Source organism: Occallatibacter savannae, assembly GCF_003131205.1.
In the GTDB taxonomy this organism is placed as follows: domain Bacteria; phylum Acidobacteriota; class Terriglobia; order Terriglobales; family Acidobacteriaceae; genus Telmatobacter; species Telmatobacter savannae.
In genome coordinates this window covers 261,693-281,646 of record NZ_QFFY01000005.1, presented here as the reverse complement: position 1 = coordinate 281,646, position 19,954 = coordinate 261,693, and the positions used below count along the sequence as shown (strand labels likewise).

The window sequence follows — 19,954 nt, the reverse complement described above, 5'->3', positions numbered from 1 at the left end:
GACCACAATATAGAGGTTCCCTTCCCTTTTCAACCTCTCCCCGGCCAATCTTTCCCGCCAGTCACGCCTCTCGTCACAATCCGGCACGCGGCTGCCCCGGGTGCCCCAGGTCCCTCGCACTTGGGGACCTGGGAGAGATCGCCACGCCTGTCCCAATCCGACAGCCCTGCCTGACCGATCTGATACGGAACCTGCTGTTACCATGATCTGTGCCAGACCATCCGCAATCAGCACCATCCCACAACAAGACGGCCATTGCCGTCCCCATGCTCGACCTCAAACGGCAATACGAGCCCCTGCACAAGGAACTCCTCGCCGCCCTCGAGCATGTCCTAGAGACGCAGCAATTCATTCTTGGCGAGCAGGTTGCCTCCTTTGAACACGCCGCCGCCGCCCAGCTCGGCGTAAGTCACGCCATCGGCTGCTCTTCAGGCACGGACGCCCTCTGGCTCGCTCTCGCCGCTGCTCACATCGGACCCGGCGACTCCGTCATCACCACCCCCTTCAGCTTCTTCGCCTCCGTCAGCGCCATCCTCCGCGCCGGAGCCGAAGCCATCCTCGCCGACATCGATCCTGCCACCTTCAACCTCGATGCCGCTGCCATCCGCACCGCCCTCGACTCGCCCTCCGCCTCCAACGTCAAGGCCATCCTCCCCGTCCACCTCTACGGCCAGTGCGCCGACTGGGACGCCCTCACCAAAGCCGCCGACGACCACGGCCTCAAACTCATCGAAGACGCCGCTCAGGCCTGGGGCGCCCGCTGGAACAAGAAACCCGCCGGCACCCTCGGCGATGCCGCCGCCTTCAGCTTCTACCCCACGAAGAACCTCAGTGCTGCCGGAGACGCCGGCATGGTCACGACCAATAACGACGAGGTCGCCGAGCGCGCCCGCATGCTCCGCCAGCACGGAATGCGCCGCCGCTATCACCACGACGAACTCGGCTGGAACGCCCGCCTCGACGGCTTTCAGGGCGCCATTCTCGAAATCAAGCTCAAATACATCGCCGGCTGGAACGACGCCCGCCGCACCATAGCCCATCGCTACGACGATCTCTTCCGGAAAGCCGGCATCGCCAACCCCGGCCCCTATCCCGCCAGAGGACTCGTCCTGCCCACCGAGGTCCCCGGCGCTCACCACGTCTGGCATCAGTATGTGGTCCGCTGCGCTCGCCGCGACCAGCTCCGCGACTTCCTGTCCGCCCGCAACATCGGCTCAGAGATCTACTACCCCGTCCCGCTCCACCTGCAGACGGCACTCAAAAGCCTCGGCTATGCCGAAGGCGACTTCCCCGAAGCCGAACGCGCCGCCCGCGAAGTCCTCGCCCTCCCCATCTTCCCCGAACTCCGCGAAGACGAACAGCAAACGGTGGTCACCGCCATCGCCGACTTCCTCTCCTGAAACCAGCAGCTAACAGCTAATAGCTAATAGCTAACAGCTTTGATCTGACTCTCCCGTGAGCGGCTTCCGGCTGCTTGCTCCAACCCATTTAGAATCCCCTTAGCATGAAGTGCCCCTACTGCGGATTTCTTCAGGATCGCGTGGTCGACTCGCGCGAAAGCAAAGAAGCTGACTCCATTCGCCGACGCCGCGAGTGCGAGAAGTGCAATCGCCGCTTCACCACCTACGAACGCATCGACGAAATCCCCTACATGGTCGTCAAAAAAGACGGCCGCCGCGAGCGCTTCGATCGCCAGAAAATTCTCAGCGGCCTCCTCCGCGCCTGCGAAAAACGCCCCGTCTCCTCCACCCAACTCGAAAAAGTCGTCGACGCCACCGAGACCTACCTCATGGACGCTCCCGAGCGCGAGCGCACCACCTCCGAAATCGGCGAGCTCATCATGCAACACCTCAAAGGCCTCGACACCGTCGCCTACATCCGCTTCGCCTCCGTCTACCGCGACTTCAAAGACGTCCGCGAGTTCAAGGAAGAACTCGAAGGCCTCCTCGAAAGCCACCGCACCGGCAAAACAAAGAAGTAATGGTCGTACACAACCTCGACTACGTTCTCAAGTGACCTGTCATTCTGAGCGCACGGGGCCCCAAGCGTTTTATCCAGCTTGGGGGTGGTAAGCGAAGAATCTGCTTTGTTCCTCCGGTAGGTCTCAAAGCAGAGTGCTTGAAACAAGCAAGCCGCGCTAGAAGTGCCGCCGACGCTTGGCTTGGGCAAGAATTCGGGTGCAAAGTAACAGCATCAACTCCGCCCCCATCACTCCGCCAGCCTGACCACCATCTTCCCGATATTCCCCGCCCCCGGCCGCAGAAGCTCCAGAAACGCCTCCGGCGCCCGATCCAGCCCATCCACAAACGTCTCGCGGTTGATCAGCTTCCCGGCAGCCAGCGCCGGCACCGCCTCAGCCAGCAGCGCGGGCATCTCCTTGAAGTGATCCGAAACGATGAATCCCTCCAGCCGCAGACGCTTCCCCACCGCCTGAATCAAATTGCGCGGCCCCGGCACCGGCACGTTGTAGCCCGCAATCCCGCCGCACATCGCTACCCGCCCATAAGGCAGCAGCGCATACAGAGCAGCCTCCAGTTGCGTTCCCTGCGTGTTGTCGAAGTAAACGTGAATGCCATCCGGAGCAGCCTTGCTCAAATGCTCCCTTGCATCGCCATTGCGATAGTTGAACGCGTAGTCCACCTTCAGTTCATTGCGCAGAAAAAGGAGCTTGTCCTCTGAACCCGCGCTCGCAATCACCCGGCATCCGTGCATCTTTGCAAATTGGCATGCAGCGCTCCCCACAGCTCCCGCACCTGCGGAGATGAAAACCGTCTCCCCGTCCTTCAGCTTCGCAATCGTAAACAGCCCAACCCACGCCGTGAGCCCCGTAACACCCAGAATTCCCAGGTAAGCCGACGCGGGAGCCGCCGTCGCATCCACCACCCGCAAATGAGCCGCAGGCGCAACATACGCATCGCGCCATCCATACATGCTCAGCACCAGCGTGCCCACCGGTAGCTTCTCATCGCGCGACGCAATCACGCGCCCCACCGCCGTGCCTTCCAGCGGCTTGCCAATCTCAAACTGGGGCACATACGACTTGCCCTCATTCATTCGCCCCCGCATGTACGGATCCACCGACATGCAGAGATTTCGCACCAGCACCTCGCCCTGCCCCGGATCCGGAAGAGTCACGCTTGCGAATGAAAAACAGTCCAGCCCGGGTTCTCCCTGTGGACGCTTGGCGAGACGAACTTCACGACTTTCAGTAGCCACAACGCCAGCATACTGCCCCTTGCCTCCTGACCGTGCAGCCCCGGAACCACACCCGCTTCCCGCGCGGTATTTAAGCATTCGGTCGCCGCATCGATTTGTTTTGTATCAATGCACGACCTCCCCACCGCTTCGACTAGTTTTGTATCAACGCACGACTTCACAGCTTGCTGCAGAAGTCCGAAACGGCTTTGTTTTGAAAGGGCACAGATTTATCTGTGCCGATAAGGGGTACAAATAGAGCGCGGCTTTAGCCGCCGCGGGACGGCTTCGACGAGTCCCACCAAGACCGGTGTATTTTTCAGCAACCTGTTCAGTCGTGCCGCCAACCGCCCAAAAACACGTGGGCTTCAGCCCCTGAGGCCCACCTCAATGTGAGTATTCGATTTCCTGGTACCCGCTTAGGGAACCCAGTTCAGACGGAGGCGCACCTTTCAGGTAGACATCGAAGAAACTGCGCAGGCAATTTCGGCTGAGTTCTATCTGGCGCTTATTGCTCATCGGCACAATCTTCAAGACGTGAGCAATATCCATCAGCAAGACGGTCAAATCCGTGAAGCCAAAGTGCCCGGCGCCTCTCAGCCCGATCCACAGCCTTCGATCAGCCGGTAACCGGTCGTAAATTGAATGCAGATCCGTCAACACTGGAGCAGTTTCAGATTTCGCCTCGCGACTGTGATCGCTCAGCAGAAACAAGAACGGCTGCTTTACACCCTCATCTACTACGCTGCCCAGCGGAGCACCGTCCACGTCAGCACCGGCTTTGCATTGGCTGTCATCGTGACAGAATTGCAGTGCGGTAGCCCCACCGAGCGAGTGTCCGAAGACGCCAACTTTCGCCAGATCAAGCCGCCCCTTGAGACGGTTTGACGGATCAGACGCGTTCAGTTCCTTCAGCTCATCGAGCGCAAACCGCATATCAGAACTCCACGCCTGCACCAGCCTGATTCCCAATTGCTTCTGCTGTTCTCCACTCACCAGGTCCGCATTGTTCTGCGAAGTTCGAACAATGCTCCTTCCATCAGGAAAAACAACCATCGTGCTGCGATACGGAGCGTCGAATCCCACCACGATGTAACCATGGCTGGCCAGATCCTCCGCAAGACTCGAATAATTGGCAATCTCCGCCCCCGCGCCGGCACGCATGAGCACAACTGGATAGCTCTGCTGCGATGGCGCGATAGCCGGCGCATCCAGGCTGTGTGCGCGGACCCGCGAAAAGTCTCTCCACAAGAAGGTTGTCAAAAACCATCCGCGCTGCTGGTCGAGCGCATTCCGCCACGAACGCGGAAAGTAGTCTGCAGGCTTCGCCCCAGTTTGCGTCGACGCTGGATACCAGATCCACCCGAAAATCTCTCGATGGATCCCAGCGCGTGGCGCCAACAGTTCCTGCTGAGTGGCATCGCGCCAGTCGTAGGTGATGCGCCCCACGGCATACGGGCCCGTAGGCATGAGCAGGGTTGTTTCTTGCCGATGATCAGCCCACAACCCGCACAGCACAAAAGCGAGCGCGGCCAAAGCGCAAATTCCGATTACAGTCAGAATTTTCGCAACTCTTCTCAGTGGCCGCATCTTCTCTCCTGAACTACCACTTGAGAAGGAACACAGGAGCCATTGAAGCCCCGATGGCAGCGGCCTGCAAAGCAAGCACAACAAGCGCCAGCCTTGGCGCCTTGGGCAACCATTTGATTGCGAAAAAGAGAAGCACAGGAATCTGCCCGGCCATGAGCATCTGCCAGATGTGTGCGGCTGCGCCCTCGTCCGCCTGGCGAGCAATTCCCGAAGCTGCTAAATGCACGAGTACAACGATGAATGCCGACAACGACATCATCATCGGAATCGCTGCGCTCGGCATCCTCACAACTGAGCCAAAGCGTGGACATAGCTGATTCTCGGCGGCCACAGTTCCATGAGCGATGTGCTCTCGGAACGCAGACCACACCACATTGAAGATGTTGCGCAGCGAGCCAGGCTGGACAGTGAGGAGCTCTTCAAACTCCTCACCATATCGATCTCTCCACAGCCGCGGGTACAGACGCGTTATCCAGTGGGCGACTCGCTCTTTCACAAAGCCTCCAGGCGTTTCAGTCCCGTTTTCGCGAATCGTTGCAGGGTCGCGAGTTTTGTCTGCAATACCGCCACGCCTTCCGTCGTTATGCGATAAGGACGGCGGCGATCCTCTGGAGGAAGCGGCTCGATCCAGCCTTGCTCTTCAAGACGAGCGATGGCGCCATAAAGCGTTCCGGGGCCCAAGCGCGAGCCGCAAAGACTCTCGATGTCATCGATCATGGCGTGTCCATGCTTGGGTCCACTCGCCAGACTTGCCAGAACCAGAAGCGGAGGATCGGAATAATGGCCATGTTCCGGCCGTAATTTCGCGTCTACTACGTGTCGCGTACTACTTCGCATCACGTAGTTATAGCACAACTCAGCATGAGCGCAACGATCATTCCGCCCGCAATAAGTTTGTGCCGGTCACTGACAGGGACAGCCATCATCAGTTTTGTGCGATGCTGGACGCACAGGGCGCACTCCTCATTGAAAACGAAAAGCGTCAGGGCACGACTTCAGTCGTGCCGAAGGATATCCGAAGCCAGCTTTGCATTACCTCCATGTACGCGGTCATTTGCCCGCAATGGCGTTTCAGTCCTGCTTCGAATGTGTACCGGTTCGGTGTTTGTTCAAGGGCGGCGCATATTTCCTGTGGATTGCTCTCAGTCCCCGCGAATACCGCCACAAGCCGAACGACAGAGCAGCACTGAACATGAACACTGGAAGTAGCCCCATCGCGAGCATCACGAGATACCGCCCGATGTCCTCCCAACGACTATGAAGCGAGTGACCCGCAAGGAATGGAACTATGGTTACGATCGTCAGAATCAGCAGAACACCTGACACCACCGCAGCGATGTAGAACTTCTTCAACTTGGCTGCGGCTCGAGCTTCCGCCTCCTCGTTCATGCGAGATTCTTCGATGGCATCCTCGCGTACTTGCTTGCGCGTATAAGCGTCGAACAACGTGGTCCTCCGTTCGATCCATCGAAATCGATTCTATTTTTTGAAAAGGGCCTGATGTCGCTAATCCGGAAGTCTCTTCCGAATGGACTGTCAACCGCGGCTACTAGGCTCAGCTTCCCTTTTCGGTCTCGAGTTTCTTGATTTCGGATCTCTTCAGGCGAAGCAACCCACAATGTCGGCAACGACGACCAAACGGATTGTTGACAAAAGCCGAAGTGAAGAAACGATCTGCGCATCTCGGACAGGGCCAAGCTCTGAACTCCCAAACAAATTTGAACCACTGCAGGGGCAAGACGATTAGAAGCAAACCGAAGGGGAGAACGAGTAGGGCCTGCGCAATGCGCGGGTATTTGTCTACTCGAGTAGTCAAGAGCAAGAACACACAAGTGCCAAGCCCGCCAGCCATCAAGGTCAGGCGGGTTAAGAGCCGCCGCCTCTCTGCATAGTAAAAGGCCCACTCTTCACGGTAGTTCGTTTGGTCTCGTCCCCGAGAATCCGACAACCGCAACGTGTCCATGGCTCAAATGTTAGCTGGTCCGATCTCGATCATATTTCTGATCGCGGACGTGTGGTCCCCCACCTTCAATAACCAACCAGTAAAATACACGCGAGCGGTGGCTCGAGCATCATCGCCGCCCCTACCGCTCGCTCAGCATTCGCTGACGCAGAACTTCCAACTCCGCCCCATTCGCCCGAAGCAATCCCGCAGCCTGGCAGCCCGCCTCGCGCAAAATCCCGATGAGCAAATGCCCCGGCTGAACCGTTTTGAGACCTGTATCTGATTCCTCGATCGCGTACTCAAAAACGCGTTTCAGCTCCTGCGGAACAGGAACGTCCACACTCAGGGAGATTTGGTTTCCCCGCGGGATCTCCGCTTCAATCTGCTCTCGCATTCTGTCGAGACCATCTTCGTCCATCTCGTGGATGAGACGGATCAGTTCCAGCGCAGGCCGCTGCAGCATGCCCAGCAGAAGGAGTTCGGGCGTAATCTCCTCCGCGCCAAACGCGCTTGCTTGCGCCCTCGCGAAGAAGACTGCTCGCCGCGCATTTTCGCTGAATCTCTCGAACATGGCTCGTTCCAAACGCGATCGGTCAAGCTCGGTCCATTTTGAATGGTCCTAACCTCCTCATTCTAAACGGAAAAACCTTCAGCCCGTTTTGCAGTCTATTTCACCTTTTTCGTCATACTGGATATGTGAATCGCACACGCAGCACTCTCAGCCTCGCCTTCGCGCACCGTTCCACACGCCCGCTCAGGTCTGAGCACCCTGGTGCGCTCGTCCGCTTTCGCCGTCGCCTTGTCGTTCCAAGTCCTTTGTTATCACACAGCTTGCGAATAAGTCCTTCCGAATGACATAGTTACGGATATCTGCCGCATCGCAAGCTATTGAAAAGAGGATACTTGTTTACAAGGAGTACCGGGGGGGGGAGGGGGATGTCCCGTCGTCACGACGTGACCGGGCTCACATTGAAACGAAGTCCTTTCTGCATCCGACCGCTGGCTTCCCGCCTGGATTCTGATCCGAACACGAACTGGCCCCGTTCGACCTTGCTTATCCGATCGCAGGCTCCAAGCGGCATCTCCCGCATCTCTCCGGCATGCGCTCGGCGCCGCGAAGCTGAAACAGCAGCTGTTCGCCCGCAGTGAAAACGAAGCTTTCTCCACATCTTCTGCACGCCAGCAGCCGGTCAGCGAGCATGTTCGCGATAGGCTTCATCATCTCGTTCGAGTCGCTCAGTTGTTTCGCTCTCTCGATCTCCAGCCTCGTTTTTTCGATGACCCTTGCGGACGCCTCTCTGAGTTCCACGGATCTTGCAACGATTCTCTTCGTGGCGCGCCGAAGCCTGCGCCCGCGAGCCACCAGATCATCAAGTTCGCTGATCCAGATGCCCGCCGGTTCGTCCGGAAGAAACTCCATGTCGTAGTCAGAACCCCGCGAAGCACTTCCAGCTTCCGCGCCCTCGATGCTCGTGCGAAAGAGAATGGCTGGAACCAGCAAGCGCTCTCTGGCTTCCGTTGCCGCACCCAACAGCCGCTCGCTCGCAGCCTCTGCCAGCGACACCAGATCGTACTCAACCGCCGACTTCCGGATTGCGCGAAAGTCGATCGAGTGCTGGAAGAAGTCGATGGTATAGCCTCTGGACCTTAGAAAAGGGAAGCATTCCACCTCCCGTCCAAAGTGAAGAATCGCAGTCATTTCTATTCAATCGTTTTAAACATCAGGGACTGTTCCTCAAATAGGGCCTTTGGTAACAGAGTACTGACAAGCTAGATTCCGCATCGGCCGTTCTCCGTCGGATCAGCCCACCCGGATAAGCTAATAGCGAGGAGCTCGCACTTCACAAATGCCTGAAACCAAATCCCACAAAGTCACGCTCATCCCCGGCGACGGCATCGGCCCGGAAGTCACTCACGCTGTCGTTCGCATCCTCGAGGCCACCGGCATCAAGTGGGACTGGGAGCGCTTCGCCGCCGGCGCTGAAGCCTTCGAGATCTTCGGCGAATACATCCCTGCCGACCTCAGCGACTCCATCGCCCGCAACAAGGTCGCGCTCAAAGGCCCCGTGACCACGCCCATCGGTGGCGGATTCAAGAGCATCAACGTCACGCTCCGCAAGCAATTCGATCTCTTCGCCAACTTCCGCCCTATCCGTAACCTCCCCGGCCTTGAAACCAAATGGCCCGGCGTCGACCTCATCATCGTTCGTGAGAACACTGAAGGCGAGTACGTCGGCCTCGAGCATGAAGTCGTTCCCGGCGTCGTCGAAAGCATCAAGGTCATCACCGAAAAAGGCTCCACCCGCATCGCTAAGTTCGCCTTCGACTACGCGCGCAAGCACGGCCGCAAAAAGATCCACTCCATCCACAAGGCCAACATCATGAAGCTCTCTGACGGCCTGTTTCTTCGCTGCGCGCGCAAAATCTCCGAAAGCTACCCCGAGGTCTTCTACGGCGAGCACATCATCGACAACACCTGCATGCAACTCGTCATGAATCCATACCAGTACGACACCCTGTTGCTCGAGAATCTCTATGGCGACATTGTCAGCGATCTCTGCGCTGCCTTCGTCGGCGGACTCGGCCTCGTACCCGGTGCGAACCTCGGCCACGAGTGCGCCATCTTCGAGGCCGTCCACGGCTCCGCCCCCGACATCGCCGGCAAAGACCTCGCCAACCCCACCGCGCTGCTTCAGTCTGCGATTCTGATGCTTCATCACCTCGACGAATCCGCAGCCGCCGCCAAAGTTCAGAAAGCGCTCGAAACCGTCTACTCCGAGCGCAAATGCCTAACCCGCGACGTCGGCGGCACCTGCGGCACCACCCAGTTCGCCGACGCCATCCTCGCCGCCATGGAAACCGCCTGAGCCCCCGGACTCTCACCCAGGCAAAACCCCGGCACCCCCACAGTCCCGGTTTCCTCCGGCGGCACGCGGCAGTGTTTTGTTGCAGCTGTGTTACCTCAGAGTGACCAGCCTATCGCCTTGATCTGCCGAGAGTTCGGTACAGTTCTTGGCGTTTTCCGGCCTCAACCGCACAGGGTGTTGCAAAATTACCACACTATCATCTCGCTATTCCGCGTCTAATCTTGCGGTTACGACCCCAGGTTTGTTGTAGCCGGTTCTTTTGGAGTTATAGGCCTTGGTTCAATCCGACCATCTGGAGCAGACGATTGCCGCCCCGCTGGAGTTCACAGGCGTAGGCCTCCACTCCGGCGCTCCCGTCACCATGCGGCTGCTGCCCGCCCCCGCCGGTTCCGGAATTGTCTTCCGCCGCACCGATCTCGACAATTTCGAAATCCCGGCAACCGGCCGCAACGTCGCCAAGGTCAGCTACGCCACCAGCCTCATGCGACAGGGCGTTCTGATCTCGACAACCGAACACCTGCTCAGCTCCCTCATCGGAATGGGCATTGATAACGTCATCGTTGAGCTCGATAACCTCGAACTCCCTATCCTGGACGGCAGCGCTCTACCCTACGTGCAGGCCTTCCGCGACGCCGGCATCAAGACGCAACGGCGAAAGCGCGAGTCCATCAAGGTCCTCAAGTCGATTGAAGTCCGCGACGGCGACAAATTTATAGGCCTCTACCCCGGCACCGGGTACCGGATCCAGTACACCATCGACTTCCCCGCTCCAATCGGCCGACAGGAAACCAGCATCGATCTCGCCGCCGAAACGTACGGCACCTTCATCGCTCCCGCCCGCACCTTCGGATACAAGGCTGACGAAAAGAAGCTCCGCGACATGGGCCTTATTCGTGGAGCCAGCGAAGAGAACGCTATCGTCCTCGGACCGAAAGGTCCTGAAAACGGCCCGCTGCGCTTCAGCGATGAGTATGTGCGCCACAAGGTGCTTGACCTCATCGGCGATCTCGCTCTCGCAGGCCGCCGCATTGAAGGCCTCGTAGTCGCCGAGCGCGCCGGCCATGCCATGCACACGGCCCTCGTAGCAAAACTGATGAAAGACCGCTCCACCTGGGAGATGGTGCACGTCCCGGCTAAGCCTGCAACAGAACCGTCAGACGAACACCTCTCCGTCGCGGCTATGAGCCGCCCCGCACTCCTCGGTGCCTAATTACTCAAACGCGAACGTCTCGGCTCAGAAAAGGATGCACATCGGCGTAGGGCAATCCACCTTCCTGGCCTCTTTCGCCAACTTTCCTGTTGCTGCATCCCGCGCGAAGATTGCCAGATTATTCGAGTTCTGATCGGCAACCAGCATCCAGCGCTCCGACGGATCAAGCGTGAAGTTACGCGGCGTCTTACCGCCCGTGCCTGTCTTCTCCATCGGCGTCAGAGCGCCAGTCGCCGGGTCGACCTTGAAGCTGAACAGAAAGTCCGTCCCGCGATTCGCGAAGTAGACGAAACGTCCATCCTTCGTGATCACGGTGTCGCAGCCGGTGTTTCCCTGCGGCGCATCTTTCTTGTCCGGCAGTGGCGCATTCTGCGGAAGCAGATGCACGGTATTGACGCGCGTTAAGCTGCCGTCCGCCTTGTTCCACTTCAGCACGTCCACTGACGAAGCCATCTCGTTCATCGAGTAGGCAGTGTGCCCGTTCGGATGGAAGTGCAGCGTGCGCGGCCCCGCTCCGGGCGCCGAGTGATACGCACCTGCGCGCTTCAACTCGGCTGTTTCTGTCGAGAACGTATAGATGTGAATCATGTCCCCGCCCAGATCGTTGACATAGGCAAACCGATTGTCCGGCGAGAACGAAGCGAAGTGCGCATGCGCCGACTCCTGCCGGTCGGGATTCGGTCCGTGCACGGTGTAGTGCTCGCTCCACGCAAGCGGGCTCAACTTGCCGTCGGTCACCTTGAAGCTCGCAGCGCTTCCGCCGTCGTAGTCAGCCGAGATGAGGACATTGCCCGTGTGGTCGATCGCGCAGTGGCACGTGCCCTTGCTCGCCGAGTTCACTCCCGAGAGCTGCTCCAGCTTCCCATCTACAACGTGAAAGCTTGCCAGCTCTCCCGTTGGCTTTCCATTGAAGCTGTCCACCTCGCACGCCGCATAGATGTATCTGCGGTCCGGCGAGAAGCAGATCCAGTCCACCATATCGACTTTCGCAGCGACTCCGGCATCAACCAACGTCCCGTCTGCCGGATCCCAATTGAAGGCCCGAATCCCTTCCGCTGTATTCGAGGCTACGAAGATTCGTTGCGGCCGGAAGGTAGCAAGACCGGTTGCGGCAGCGAGTGTAGCGGCTGAAGAGGACATCAGAAATTCGCGGCGATTCAGTTTTCGCATGGCATAAGCGATTGTCGCCGATGGCACGCGCTCAGCGCCACTTCAAGCAAGATCAAGAACAGGCGCATCTGGTTGGATGCGCCTGCTCCTGAAGTGGAGACCTGATCGACCTTCTGCTCTCGCTCATTGCAGTTTGAAGATCACGTTCACGGTCGTCTCCACTTCGACAGCCTGTCCGTTGAGCATGTAGGGCTTGTAGCGCCACGTCTTCACCGCGTCGATCGCAGCCTGCTGCAGCATCTGCGGCCCGCTGATCACATGCAGGCCTTCGATGGTTCCAGTCTTCGAGATCATTGCTTGTAGAACTATCGTTCCCTCCGTGTGCGTTGCCTTAGCAATCACCGGATATTGCGGAACGCTCTTGTAGATCAGATTTCCTTCCACCAACCTCGACGAGAGGTGAATGGATGCGGACACCGGATGGATAACCGTCACATGTTGGCCCTCTCCAAATGGACTCTTGCCGTCTGCTCCCGGCTCTCCCGGCGAGAAGTTTGCCGCAAAGTCGCTTTGCAAAGGACGCTCCGGAGTGTCGATCATTCTGATGATTGTCGGAATCGTCGGTGGCGCAGTGATTCGACCGTCTACGAACTCGCGATTGGGTGTCGCAATTCTCCGATCCGCGATTGGTTCCGGCGGCAACTGCTTTGGAGCATCCGGCGCCACCAGCAGTATCGTAAGAATATGCCGCGGCAGCGCGTCCGGATAGATCAGCGGCATCAGAACCAGGATCGCAAGGATCGTCCCATTCAGCGCGAGTGTTGCCATCATCCAGCGACGGCTGCGTGTCTTGATCTTCCCCGTTGATTCAAACGTCGAATCCTCAAACATGATCAGCCTCCCATCAGCAGCCTTGCCGATGGGAAGCGCGGATCATCTCAGGACGCAACCGCCCGAGCCGCTTCGGCCGCCCCTCTACGGCGGCGCGTGAGCGGAGTTCCTGCTCGCTCCGATCAATCCCATCAGAACCACTGTGCTCAATGTAGACACCGCGTGTTCTAGGAATGTTCCTGAAGAACGAAGGGAGTCTTCGCAAAAAGCAAGGGCGCCTCTCATCGAAGCGCCCTTGCGAAGAAGACTGATCCGGCTCACTCCGGAAGATTCTTCGTCCCGCTGATGTGGAACTTCGCGTTCACCGTCTGTGCTGAAGTATCCGGCTGCCCGCCGCCGACGAACATCGAGTAATCGCCTTCAGCAATCACCGGTTCGCCGGCTTCGGTCACCATGCTCAGATCGCGGTCCTTCAGTTCGAAGTGAACCTTCTGCGACGCGCCTTTCGCGATATGCACACGCTGGAATCCGCGCAGTGCCTTAAGCGGCGCACCGGGCGCATTCGGGAACTTCAGATAGAGCTGCACCACCTCATCCCCATCGCGATCCCCGCTGTTCGTGACTGTCACATCCGCCGTCACCGAATCCCCAGCCTTCACGCTCGCCTTCCCAACCTCCAAGCCGCTATAGCTGAACTTCGTATAGCTGAGCCCGTAGCCGAATGGATAGAGCGGCGTTCCCGTGTAGTAGCGATACGTCCGCCCCTTCATCGCGTAATCCTCAAATGGCGGCAGATCGTCCACGCTCTTGTAGAACGTCACCGCGAGCCGTCCCGCCGGATTGTTCTTCCCCGAAAGCGTCTCCGCAACTGCCGTGCCGCCCTCTTCGCCCGGATAGAACGCATCGAGAATCGCATTGGCATGTTCGTTGGCCCAGTTCACTGCCAGCGCGCTTCCGTTCGTCAGCACCAGCACCACCGGCTTGCCCGCAGCCGCAACCGACTTCAGCAGATCCTCTTCGGCCTTCGGCATATCGATGCTGGTGCGATCACCGCCCTTGAACCCAGGCACGCTCACCTGCATCTCTTCGCCTTCCAGTTCGCTTGTGATTCCCAGAACTGCCACGACAACGTCAGCCTTCTTCGCTGCTTCGACCGCCTCCGGCCTGGGTGTCCAGTCAACTTTGTTCCACATCAGAACTGCATTCGGGCCGCCCTTCTCCGGCGCCGTGTACTCTACCTGCAGCTTCGCAGGCCTGCCAGCTTCCAGGTGCACCTGCCCTAGCTTCGGCTCCGAAGGATCAGCATCGTAAGCCGACGTCACATTCTTGCCATCAACCTGGATCCGGAAAAAGCCGCTCGCCTTCAGTCCTAGCGCATAGTCACCTGTTTCCTGCGCCGTCAACATTCCCTCATAGCGCATCACCAGCGGCCGCACATTCTCCGTCTCCGTCGGCAGCGGCTTTGCACCGGCATCGACCGTTTCATCAACCCGCGTCGCCACCGGCTTCATCGCTTCAGGATTGTTGATGTTGCTCATGTCGAGCTTCGAGAAGCTCACCTTAATGCCTGGCTTCCCGTCCACGCTCAGCGCGGACGCAGGCACCGGCGAGGCATCATGACCCAGGAACTGCGTTCCCGCAACGTATGTGACCGTATCGCCTGCAAACTCCTTCTTCAGCCCCTCAAGGATCGAAACCGTGTGCGTTGGCTGTCCGTTGTAGTTCCCCAGCAGCACCTTCGTCTGATCCGCCAGCGGACCGATGACGGCTATCTTCGTGCCCTTTTTCAGCGGCAGAATCCCATCGTTCTTCAGTAACACCATCGACTCGTTCGCAATCTTACGCGCCAGTTCGCGATTCGCCGAGCTGTTCAGTTCGCTCTCGCTGATCTTCGAGTAGGGCACCATCTCAGGCGGATCGAACATGCCAAGCTTGATGCGCGCCTCGTAGAGCCGCACCAGAGTCTTGTCGATGTCAGATTCTTTGAGATATCCCTGCTTCACCGCATCCACGTAGGCCTTGTAATCGCTGTCGTCTTTCACAAGGAAGCCGCCATCGACGCACTCGTTATCCATTCCGCGCTGCAGGCTGATCGCCGAAGCCTCTGGCTGCGATGGCTTGAAATGATGATTGCGGAAGATGTCCACCACCGCGCCGCAATCCGACACCACATAGCCTTGGAAATTCCACTTTCCCCGTAGCTGGTCCTCCAGCAGGAACTGGCTGGCACACGCGGGCTCGCCGTTGATGTCGTTGTAAGCGCACATCACTGATCCGGCCTTCGCCTCGGTCACCGTCGCGCGAAACGCCGGTAGGTATGTGTCCAGCTCATCGTGCTTGCTCACCTTCACATCGGCCGTATGGCGCGTCGACTCCGGCCCGCTATGTACCGCATAGTGCTTCGGCGTGGCAATCGTCTTGTAATACTTTGGGTCCGTCCCTTGCATGCCGGTCACGAAAGCCACACCCATCCGCCCCGTCAAGAACGGATCTTCTCCGTAGGTCTCCTGCCCGCGACCCCAGCGCGGATCGCGAAAGATGTTGATGTTCGGCGCCCAGAAGTCCAGCCCCTGGAAAAACATGTTCTCCCGCTTCTCGCGCACCGCCTGCGCATTCTTGATGCGCCCCTCTGTGCTGATCACCTCGGCCATCTGGTGAATCGCCGCTGGGTCGAACGTCGCCGCCAGCCCCACCGGCTCCGGGAACTCCGTCGTGCCCTGGTTGATCACGCCGTGCAGCGCCTCACTCCACCAGTCATAGTGCGGAATCCCGAGCCGCGGAATCGCCCGAGACTGATTCACAAGCTGTGAGGCCTTCTCCTCCAGTGTCATGCGGTGAACGATGTCCTGCGCGCGCTGCTCCGGCGAGAGACTCGTATTCAAAAAGGGCGTCTTCTGGCTGTCCTGCGCACCGGCGGTTATCACTGCTGCGCAAATGAAAAGAGAAGCAATGCGAAGAGTCTTCATGGAGTTCCTCTGGGGCCAGGAGCCTTCTTCTGATTCAAATCGAGAAAACGTTCTCTACTCCCGCCGGGAGCCAACGGTAACCGCCGCCACCCGGCTTGGTCAAGTGGATTGCATCTCTTGAAACTGTCTGGAAAATCGCTTTTCTCGGAATCCAAGCTCCGCGGGTGTAACCTTTCCGCGACGCGCTACGCAATCAGTATCAGAAAGGAAAAGCCCCAGGGATGCGGGACGATGCCAGCAGCGTCCTGTCGAAGTTCAGGCATGGCGATATCGACGCCTTCGAGACCCTGTTCCGCACGCACCAGCGTTCCGTTCAGGGCTGGGTGCTGCGCATCGTGCGTGATCTCTCGGCAGCCGAGGACGTCACCATCGAAGCCTTCTGGCGCATGCATCAGGCTCACGCTCGCTTTGATCCTGAACGCGGGTTTGAGCCCTGGGCACGGCGCATCGCTACTCATGCAGCGATCGACTGGCTGCGCCGGCAGAAACCGGAGAGTGGGTTATGTCCCGAGCAATGGGACATCGTTCCGGCGCGACCCGCCAGCGATCCGGCCATCACCTCCGAGCTGCGGGCCAAGACAGTTCAGGCTTTCGCGCGGCTCCCGGCAAAACTTCGAGTTGCCGCACTGCTCGGCGTGGTCGAAGAGCAGCCGCACAAGGAAGTCGCCGAGGCGCTGGGCATTTCGGTTGGAGCAGTGAAGTTGCGGATCTTCCGCGCGCTTCGCTTACTACGGAAAGACCTGACTCAACAGGGGATCACGCCATGAATGACAAAGAACAGGAATCAAATAACAGAGATCTGGCAACAGATCGCCTCAGTCAGCTCCTGAAGAATGCTTTGCCGTCCGTCGGCACCGAACCGGAACTGTCTCGAGATCTATGGCCCGCGATGCTCCGCCACATGGACGAACAGGCCTCGCGGGGTGTCGCCCGCGTGCCCTGGTTCGACTGGGCTCTTGGCGGCACGCTGCTCGCTCTCGCGGCCATTGCTCCGCGCACCATTCCGGTCATCCTCTATTACCTCTAACGCAAGCGAGGATCACAATGAACACCCATCCTTACCTCCGGGCCTTCATGGCAGGAACACTCGTTCCCACGCTGGTTCTGCCGTTGCTGCTCACAGCCTTCCTCGTGCTTCGGGTTGGCATGCAGGTCTCCTTCCCCATCGAACGCGGACTCATCTTTCCGATGGCTCTTGTTCCCGCCCTATGGGGCCTCTGGAACATCCTCTGGCAGCTTTCACGCGAGCGAACCCACCTTGCGCTTGGAGCGCACGGTGCCTTGCTCCCGCCCCTCATGATTCCGGTCGGAGCAGCTATCGGCATTCATGGCGGCGTACTGACCCTCGGAACAGCGTCGGTAACATGGTTCAGCGCGGTCACCGTACCCTACGCTCTGATCGCTCTGTTCCTGGGCGTCGGAATGACTGCCTACTATCTCGCATGGAAGTACGTGGTCGGCTTCGTCAACCGCCTACTCGGAATCGCGTAAAGGCGGCTCCGCGCGCAGAGTGAAAAGCGCAATCGAATAGGCTCAGGGCCTACTTCAGAAATCGTGCATAACCTGCATAACCTACATAATCCTTGCACTTTCATTGCATTGCGGGCAGTGCAGGCTTCCTTCGCTGAGATCTAGACTTGCACCTCCATGCATGCGCGCGAGTTCATGGACGCGCTTGATGGTCGCAAGGTCCATCACGAGCCCTCTGCCTTCTCTTCCGAGCCGGCGTGTGAAGAGGCCAAGCTTCTTCAAGGTATGGCCGACTTTTTCCGGGGTGTAGCTGAGGCGCTCGCCGTAGGTTTTCTGCATGCGATTGAACTCCTCGGCGATCTCACGCGCGAAGGATTGGGATTTGCCCTTGTGGATGAGCGCGAGGACCGCCTCCAGCAGCACGGCGTCGGTGCTGCTGGAAAGATCGGAGAGACGCTGTTCGTCGTGAGCCTTCAGCAAGGTCACCAGTTTCTCCCGAAGCTCGGGCGCATCAACGATGCACCTGCCAAGTTCGGTAGCAACCGCCTCAATCTCCGCACGCAGGCCCGAAGGTCTCCAGGCGGAGTTCTTGACAACTTCCAGATTCCTCTCACGATACTCATTCAAATGGCCGGGCAGCCGCTCCATAATGGCCTGTACCGTCGTTGAGGGAGAGGTGAAATTTCGACTGCTCCTGCTCATGTGAATGTGGAGGCAGTTCCAGATTTCAGGAGTTTCCGGATCCTCGCCGGCGTAGACGGCGATGGCTCTGGAGCAATAAAGAAAACTGGAGCCGGCCACGACCCGCGACGACGGCTCCGTTAGAGCGCTTAGCAGATCGGCAGTCCGCCTGCTCAAGCTCGGCTCGAGAATCAGAAACGTCATGCAGCAGCGAAGTGCTTCAAGGTCGCCGCGCCGAAAGCCTGGTACCAGCACCGGCACATAGCAGAGGTTGTTCAGCACCTGCATGACCCGCATTGCCTGGTGGGCGGGGCCGTTGATCACCAGGCAAGGAAGCACCTTGAGAGCGTCTTGAGACCAGGTTGACATCATCCAGAAGGTGACTAGCTCGGCTTCCTCTTCTGACAGATGTGTTTGCGATAAGAGGAGCGCTTTGGTCCAGTTGAATATCTCAGCCGCCGTGCTTGCCGCACGTGGGCGTTCTTTGGCCGGCGTTGGCGTGGCGTCCTCGGTGGCGAGCACCGGGGCGGAGAGCTTCTCATCGAGGATGCTGGGCATTGTCCCTCCTTTGCGGGGAGGAAGTGGCCTATCGCTGCGCACTTCCTCTCCTGCATAGGAACCTGGAAGTTGGTTTGTGCAAGAACACAGAATTTCGTGCTCGTTGGAGGTAGTCGGTGATGCCGAACACTAGATCGTAGCGGCCGAAGTACTTCAAGAGCGGGTCGTACCGCCCCAGGTGCAGTAAATTGCGCCTGAGACGGCGACGGGTTAGTCTCTCCAGGAGAGAGAGGCGCAAAGCTCAAACAAGATCCGATGGATATTCTGTGAGGCGTCATGAGCTTGCACGCAGACCACCGGCACTTCAGGATGGCCAGCAAGACGGCGCAGAATACGGTATGCCGCCCTCAGCGTTTCCTGTTCGCGGATCGAGGTGGTCAGGTCAGTATCCACGTCGTGCTTTGCGATCCACTCCGCAAGGAGTTTGATCCCGTTCTGCTTGTCTGGATCGAACGGCACCGGGGTGGGCGGCGCGTATACGATGAGGCGATCTGCATCGCTGAAAGGATCGCGGGAGTTCTCTGAAACGGTCTTAGCCATTGATTGGCTCCTTGTGTTGAGATATCCGATTGCACCAGCGCCGGACAGTGTTTCTCGTACTTCACCGGGAAAGTCGGATTTGGGACTCGGTTCCGTGAGGCGCCAGATGTAAGCCGTCGTCTCATAACCTCGTCACAGTGGCAAATACGCCGCAAACCGGAAATTTCCCCCCTAACTTCTCGATTTTTTTTGCCTGGCCAGGGCTGGCCATCCTTAAATTGATCGACGCAGGTGCGGCCTTGGGACTTGTGCGGGCAATCCAGGCGAGAGCAGAGCTCGCCTTCTACGTAGTCGAGGGATTCTCCACCTCACCACCGGAGGCTCCGAAGAGATCTCCGGCCGGCAACTGCCTTGCATTGGATACAGTCTCGGTGGATCGCCCGCCCCAAAACACGCTGCTGCAAGGGGGACCTGCCCTGGCACCAAAACCCAAAAGCGCCCCTTGAACACGAGGTCAGAGAAGTAGCGCGAATTGTCTTTCGTGTATGTCGTTGGGGTTTCTATTCAAGGTCCAGTCGCTCATGACTAGATGAGGTCGCAAGTCGTCCTTCGCCCCCAGCCGGCTTCTGATTCGCTCGGCTCCATTTCGGTGCGCTTAGACCCAAAGATTCATGCAGAGGACTTCCTTTTTCCCCTCTCCAGGTTTAATGACGTGCGAGAGAGAAAGAGAGAGGTATCCAAACGATGTTTGGCTTCACTCCATTTTGAACTTGGTTCCGACCAAGAGTAGATCAGGAGAGATCTTTCAATGCTCAAGACACAATTCATCCGGGATGGCCAGAACCAGATCATTGCCAACGAGACACAGTTTGACAACGGCGACGTCGTCGCTCGTGACCGGGACGGCAGGATTCTTGGACGTACAAGCAGCACGTTTGGCAACACACGCAACGGCGAGGGCCAACTGGTGAGCAGGAACACCGATGATGCCGGCCTGCTGCTTCGCAACTAGGGGATGCTGCTTAGCGCCACTCATCAAGAAAGCGAGACG

At 58.6% G+C, this 19,954-nt stretch carries 20 protein-coding genes; 8 read left to right on the top strand and 12 right to left on the bottom strand.

What is annotated here, in order from left to right; all coding sequences use genetic code 11:
* Window positions 1-209: 209 nt before the first annotated feature.
* Both DHV10_RS19175 and nrdR read left to right on the top strand, forming a co-directional pair.
* Window positions 210-1,400 carry a DegT/DnrJ/EryC1/StrS family aminotransferase gene (locus DHV10_RS19175; protein ID WP_338042629.1) on the top strand — a complete coding sequence of 397 codons (1,191 nt, stop codon included), beginning with the start codon at window positions 210-212 and terminating at the stop codon, window positions 1,398-1,400.
* A 104-nt stretch (window positions 1,401-1,504) separates the two neighbouring features.
* Complete coding sequence (nrdR, locus tag DHV10_RS19170) at window positions 1,505-1,981, top strand: transcriptional regulator NrdR (protein WP_109488004.1); 477 nt, start codon at window positions 1,505-1,507, stop codon at window positions 1,979-1,981.
* Between the two features lie 227 nt (window positions 1,982-2,208).
* Here nrdR and DHV10_RS19165 read toward each other — a convergent pair whose 3' ends face one another.
* From DHV10_RS19165 to DHV10_RS19130, 7 genes are all read right to left on the bottom strand, one after another.
* Complete coding sequence (locus DHV10_RS19165; RefSeq protein ID WP_109488003.1) at window positions 2,209-3,294, bottom strand: NADP-dependent oxidoreductase; 1,086 nt, start codon at window positions 3,292-3,294, stop codon at window positions 2,209-2,211.
* Window positions 3,295-3,582: 288 nt separating this feature from the next.
* The gene (locus tag DHV10_RS19160; protein ID WP_204101470.1) at window positions 3,583-4,665 is read right to left on the bottom strand and encodes an alpha/beta hydrolase family protein; all 1,083 of its coding nucleotides are present in this window, start codon (window positions 4,663-4,665) and stop codon (window positions 3,583-3,585) included.
* Between the two features lie 133 nt (window positions 4,666-4,798).
* On the bottom strand, window positions 4,799-5,281 hold the full coding sequence (locus DHV10_RS27830; RefSeq protein ID WP_239461933.1) for a hypothetical protein: 483 nt from the start codon (window positions 5,279-5,281) through the stop codon (window positions 4,799-4,801).
* Window positions 5,278-5,622: a PadR family transcriptional regulator gene (locus DHV10_RS19150; protein WP_109488001.1), complete on the bottom strand. Its 345-nt coding sequence runs from the start codon at window positions 5,620-5,622 to the stop codon at window positions 5,278-5,280. The genes DHV10_RS27830 and DHV10_RS19150 overlap by 4 nt, the downstream gene beginning before the upstream one ends.
* 234 nt (window positions 5,623-5,856) lie before the next feature.
* The gene (locus DHV10_RS19145; protein WP_109488000.1) at window positions 5,857-6,231 is read right to left on the bottom strand and encodes a hypothetical protein; all 375 of its coding nucleotides are present in this window, start codon (window positions 6,229-6,231) and stop codon (window positions 5,857-5,859) included.
* A gap of 638 nt (window positions 6,232-6,869) precedes the next feature.
* Window positions 6,870-7,301, bottom strand: coding sequence for a Clp protease N-terminal domain-containing protein (locus DHV10_RS19135; protein ID WP_109487998.1), 432 nt, complete (start codon window positions 7,299-7,301; stop codon window positions 6,870-6,872).
* 483 nt (window positions 7,302-7,784) lie between these two features.
* Window positions 7,785-8,429: a zinc-ribbon domain containing protein gene (locus DHV10_RS19130; protein ID WP_109487997.1), complete on the bottom strand. Its 645-nt coding sequence runs from the start codon at window positions 8,427-8,429 to the stop codon at window positions 7,785-7,787.
* Window positions 8,430-8,577: 148 nt separating this feature from the next.
* On the opposite strand from DHV10_RS19130, the gene DHV10_RS19125 reads away from it, so the two are divergent.
* A complete protein-coding gene (locus DHV10_RS19125) occupies window positions 8,578-9,597 on the top strand; it encodes an isocitrate/isopropylmalate dehydrogenase family protein (protein WP_109487996.1) in 1,020 nt (339 codons plus the stop codon).
* Window positions 9,598-9,871: 274 nt separating this feature from the next.
* A complete protein-coding gene (lpxC, locus tag DHV10_RS19120) occupies window positions 9,872-10,807 on the top strand; it encodes a UDP-3-O-acyl-N-acetylglucosamine deacetylase (protein ID WP_109487995.1) in 936 nt (311 codons plus the stop codon).
* A gap of 24 nt (window positions 10,808-10,831) precedes the next feature.
* Here the strand turns inward: lpxC and DHV10_RS19115 are convergent, their stop codons facing one another.
* The 3 genes from DHV10_RS19115 to DHV10_RS19105 form a co-directional block, all read right to left on the bottom strand.
* Complete coding sequence (locus tag DHV10_RS19115) at window positions 10,832-11,977, bottom strand: lactonase family protein (RefSeq protein WP_109487994.1); 1,146 nt, start codon at window positions 11,975-11,977, stop codon at window positions 10,832-10,834.
* A 123-nt stretch (window positions 11,978-12,100) separates the two neighbouring features.
* Complete coding sequence (locus DHV10_RS19110) at window positions 12,101-12,808, bottom strand: energy transducer TonB (RefSeq protein ID WP_109487993.1); 708 nt, start codon at window positions 12,806-12,808, stop codon at window positions 12,101-12,103.
* A 257-nt stretch (window positions 12,809-13,065) separates the two neighbouring features.
* Window positions 13,066-15,714, bottom strand: coding sequence for a glycoside hydrolase family 3 C-terminal domain-containing protein (locus tag DHV10_RS19105; RefSeq protein ID WP_109487992.1), 2,649 nt, complete (start codon window positions 15,712-15,714; stop codon window positions 13,066-13,068).
* 221 nt (window positions 15,715-15,935) lie between these two features.
* On the opposite strand from DHV10_RS19105, the gene DHV10_RS19100 reads away from it, so the two are divergent.
* Genes DHV10_RS19100 through DHV10_RS19090 form a run of 3 tightly spaced genes read left to right on the top strand, consistent with a single transcriptional unit; the run spans window position 15,936 to window position 17,205 of the window.
* Window positions 15,936-16,481 carry an RNA polymerase sigma factor gene (locus tag DHV10_RS19100; RefSeq protein WP_109487991.1) on the top strand — a complete coding sequence of 182 codons (546 nt, stop codon included), beginning with the start codon at window positions 15,936-15,938 and terminating at the stop codon, window positions 16,479-16,481.
* Complete coding sequence (locus tag DHV10_RS19095) at window positions 16,478-16,741, top strand: hypothetical protein (protein WP_109487990.1); 264 nt, start codon at window positions 16,478-16,480, stop codon at window positions 16,739-16,741. The genes DHV10_RS19100 and DHV10_RS19095 overlap by 4 nt, the downstream gene beginning before the upstream one ends.
* 17 nt (window positions 16,742-16,758) lie before the next feature.
* Window positions 16,759-17,205 (top strand): hypothetical protein, encoded by a 447-nt coding sequence (locus DHV10_RS19090; RefSeq protein ID WP_109487989.1) that lies wholly within the window; start codon window positions 16,759-16,761, stop codon window positions 17,203-17,205.
* A gap of 81 nt (window positions 17,206-17,286) precedes the next feature.
* Here the strand turns inward: DHV10_RS19090 and DHV10_RS19085 are convergent, their stop codons facing one another.
* Both DHV10_RS19085 and DHV10_RS19080 read right to left on the bottom strand, forming a co-directional pair.
* A complete protein-coding gene (locus DHV10_RS19085; RefSeq protein ID WP_109487988.1) occupies window positions 17,287-18,423 on the bottom strand; it encodes a hypothetical protein in 1,137 nt (378 codons plus the stop codon).
* Between the two features lie 210 nt (window positions 18,424-18,633).
* A complete protein-coding gene (locus DHV10_RS19080) occupies window positions 18,634-18,963 on the bottom strand; it encodes a hypothetical protein (RefSeq protein ID WP_109487987.1) in 330 nt (109 codons plus the stop codon).
* Between the two features lie 748 nt (window positions 18,964-19,711).
* On the opposite strand from DHV10_RS19080, the gene DHV10_RS19075 reads away from it, so the two are divergent.
* On the top strand, window positions 19,712-19,915 hold the full coding sequence (locus tag DHV10_RS19075; protein WP_109487986.1) for a hypothetical protein: 204 nt from the start codon (window positions 19,712-19,714) through the stop codon (window positions 19,913-19,915).
* Window positions 19,916-19,954 lie beyond the last annotated feature (39 nt).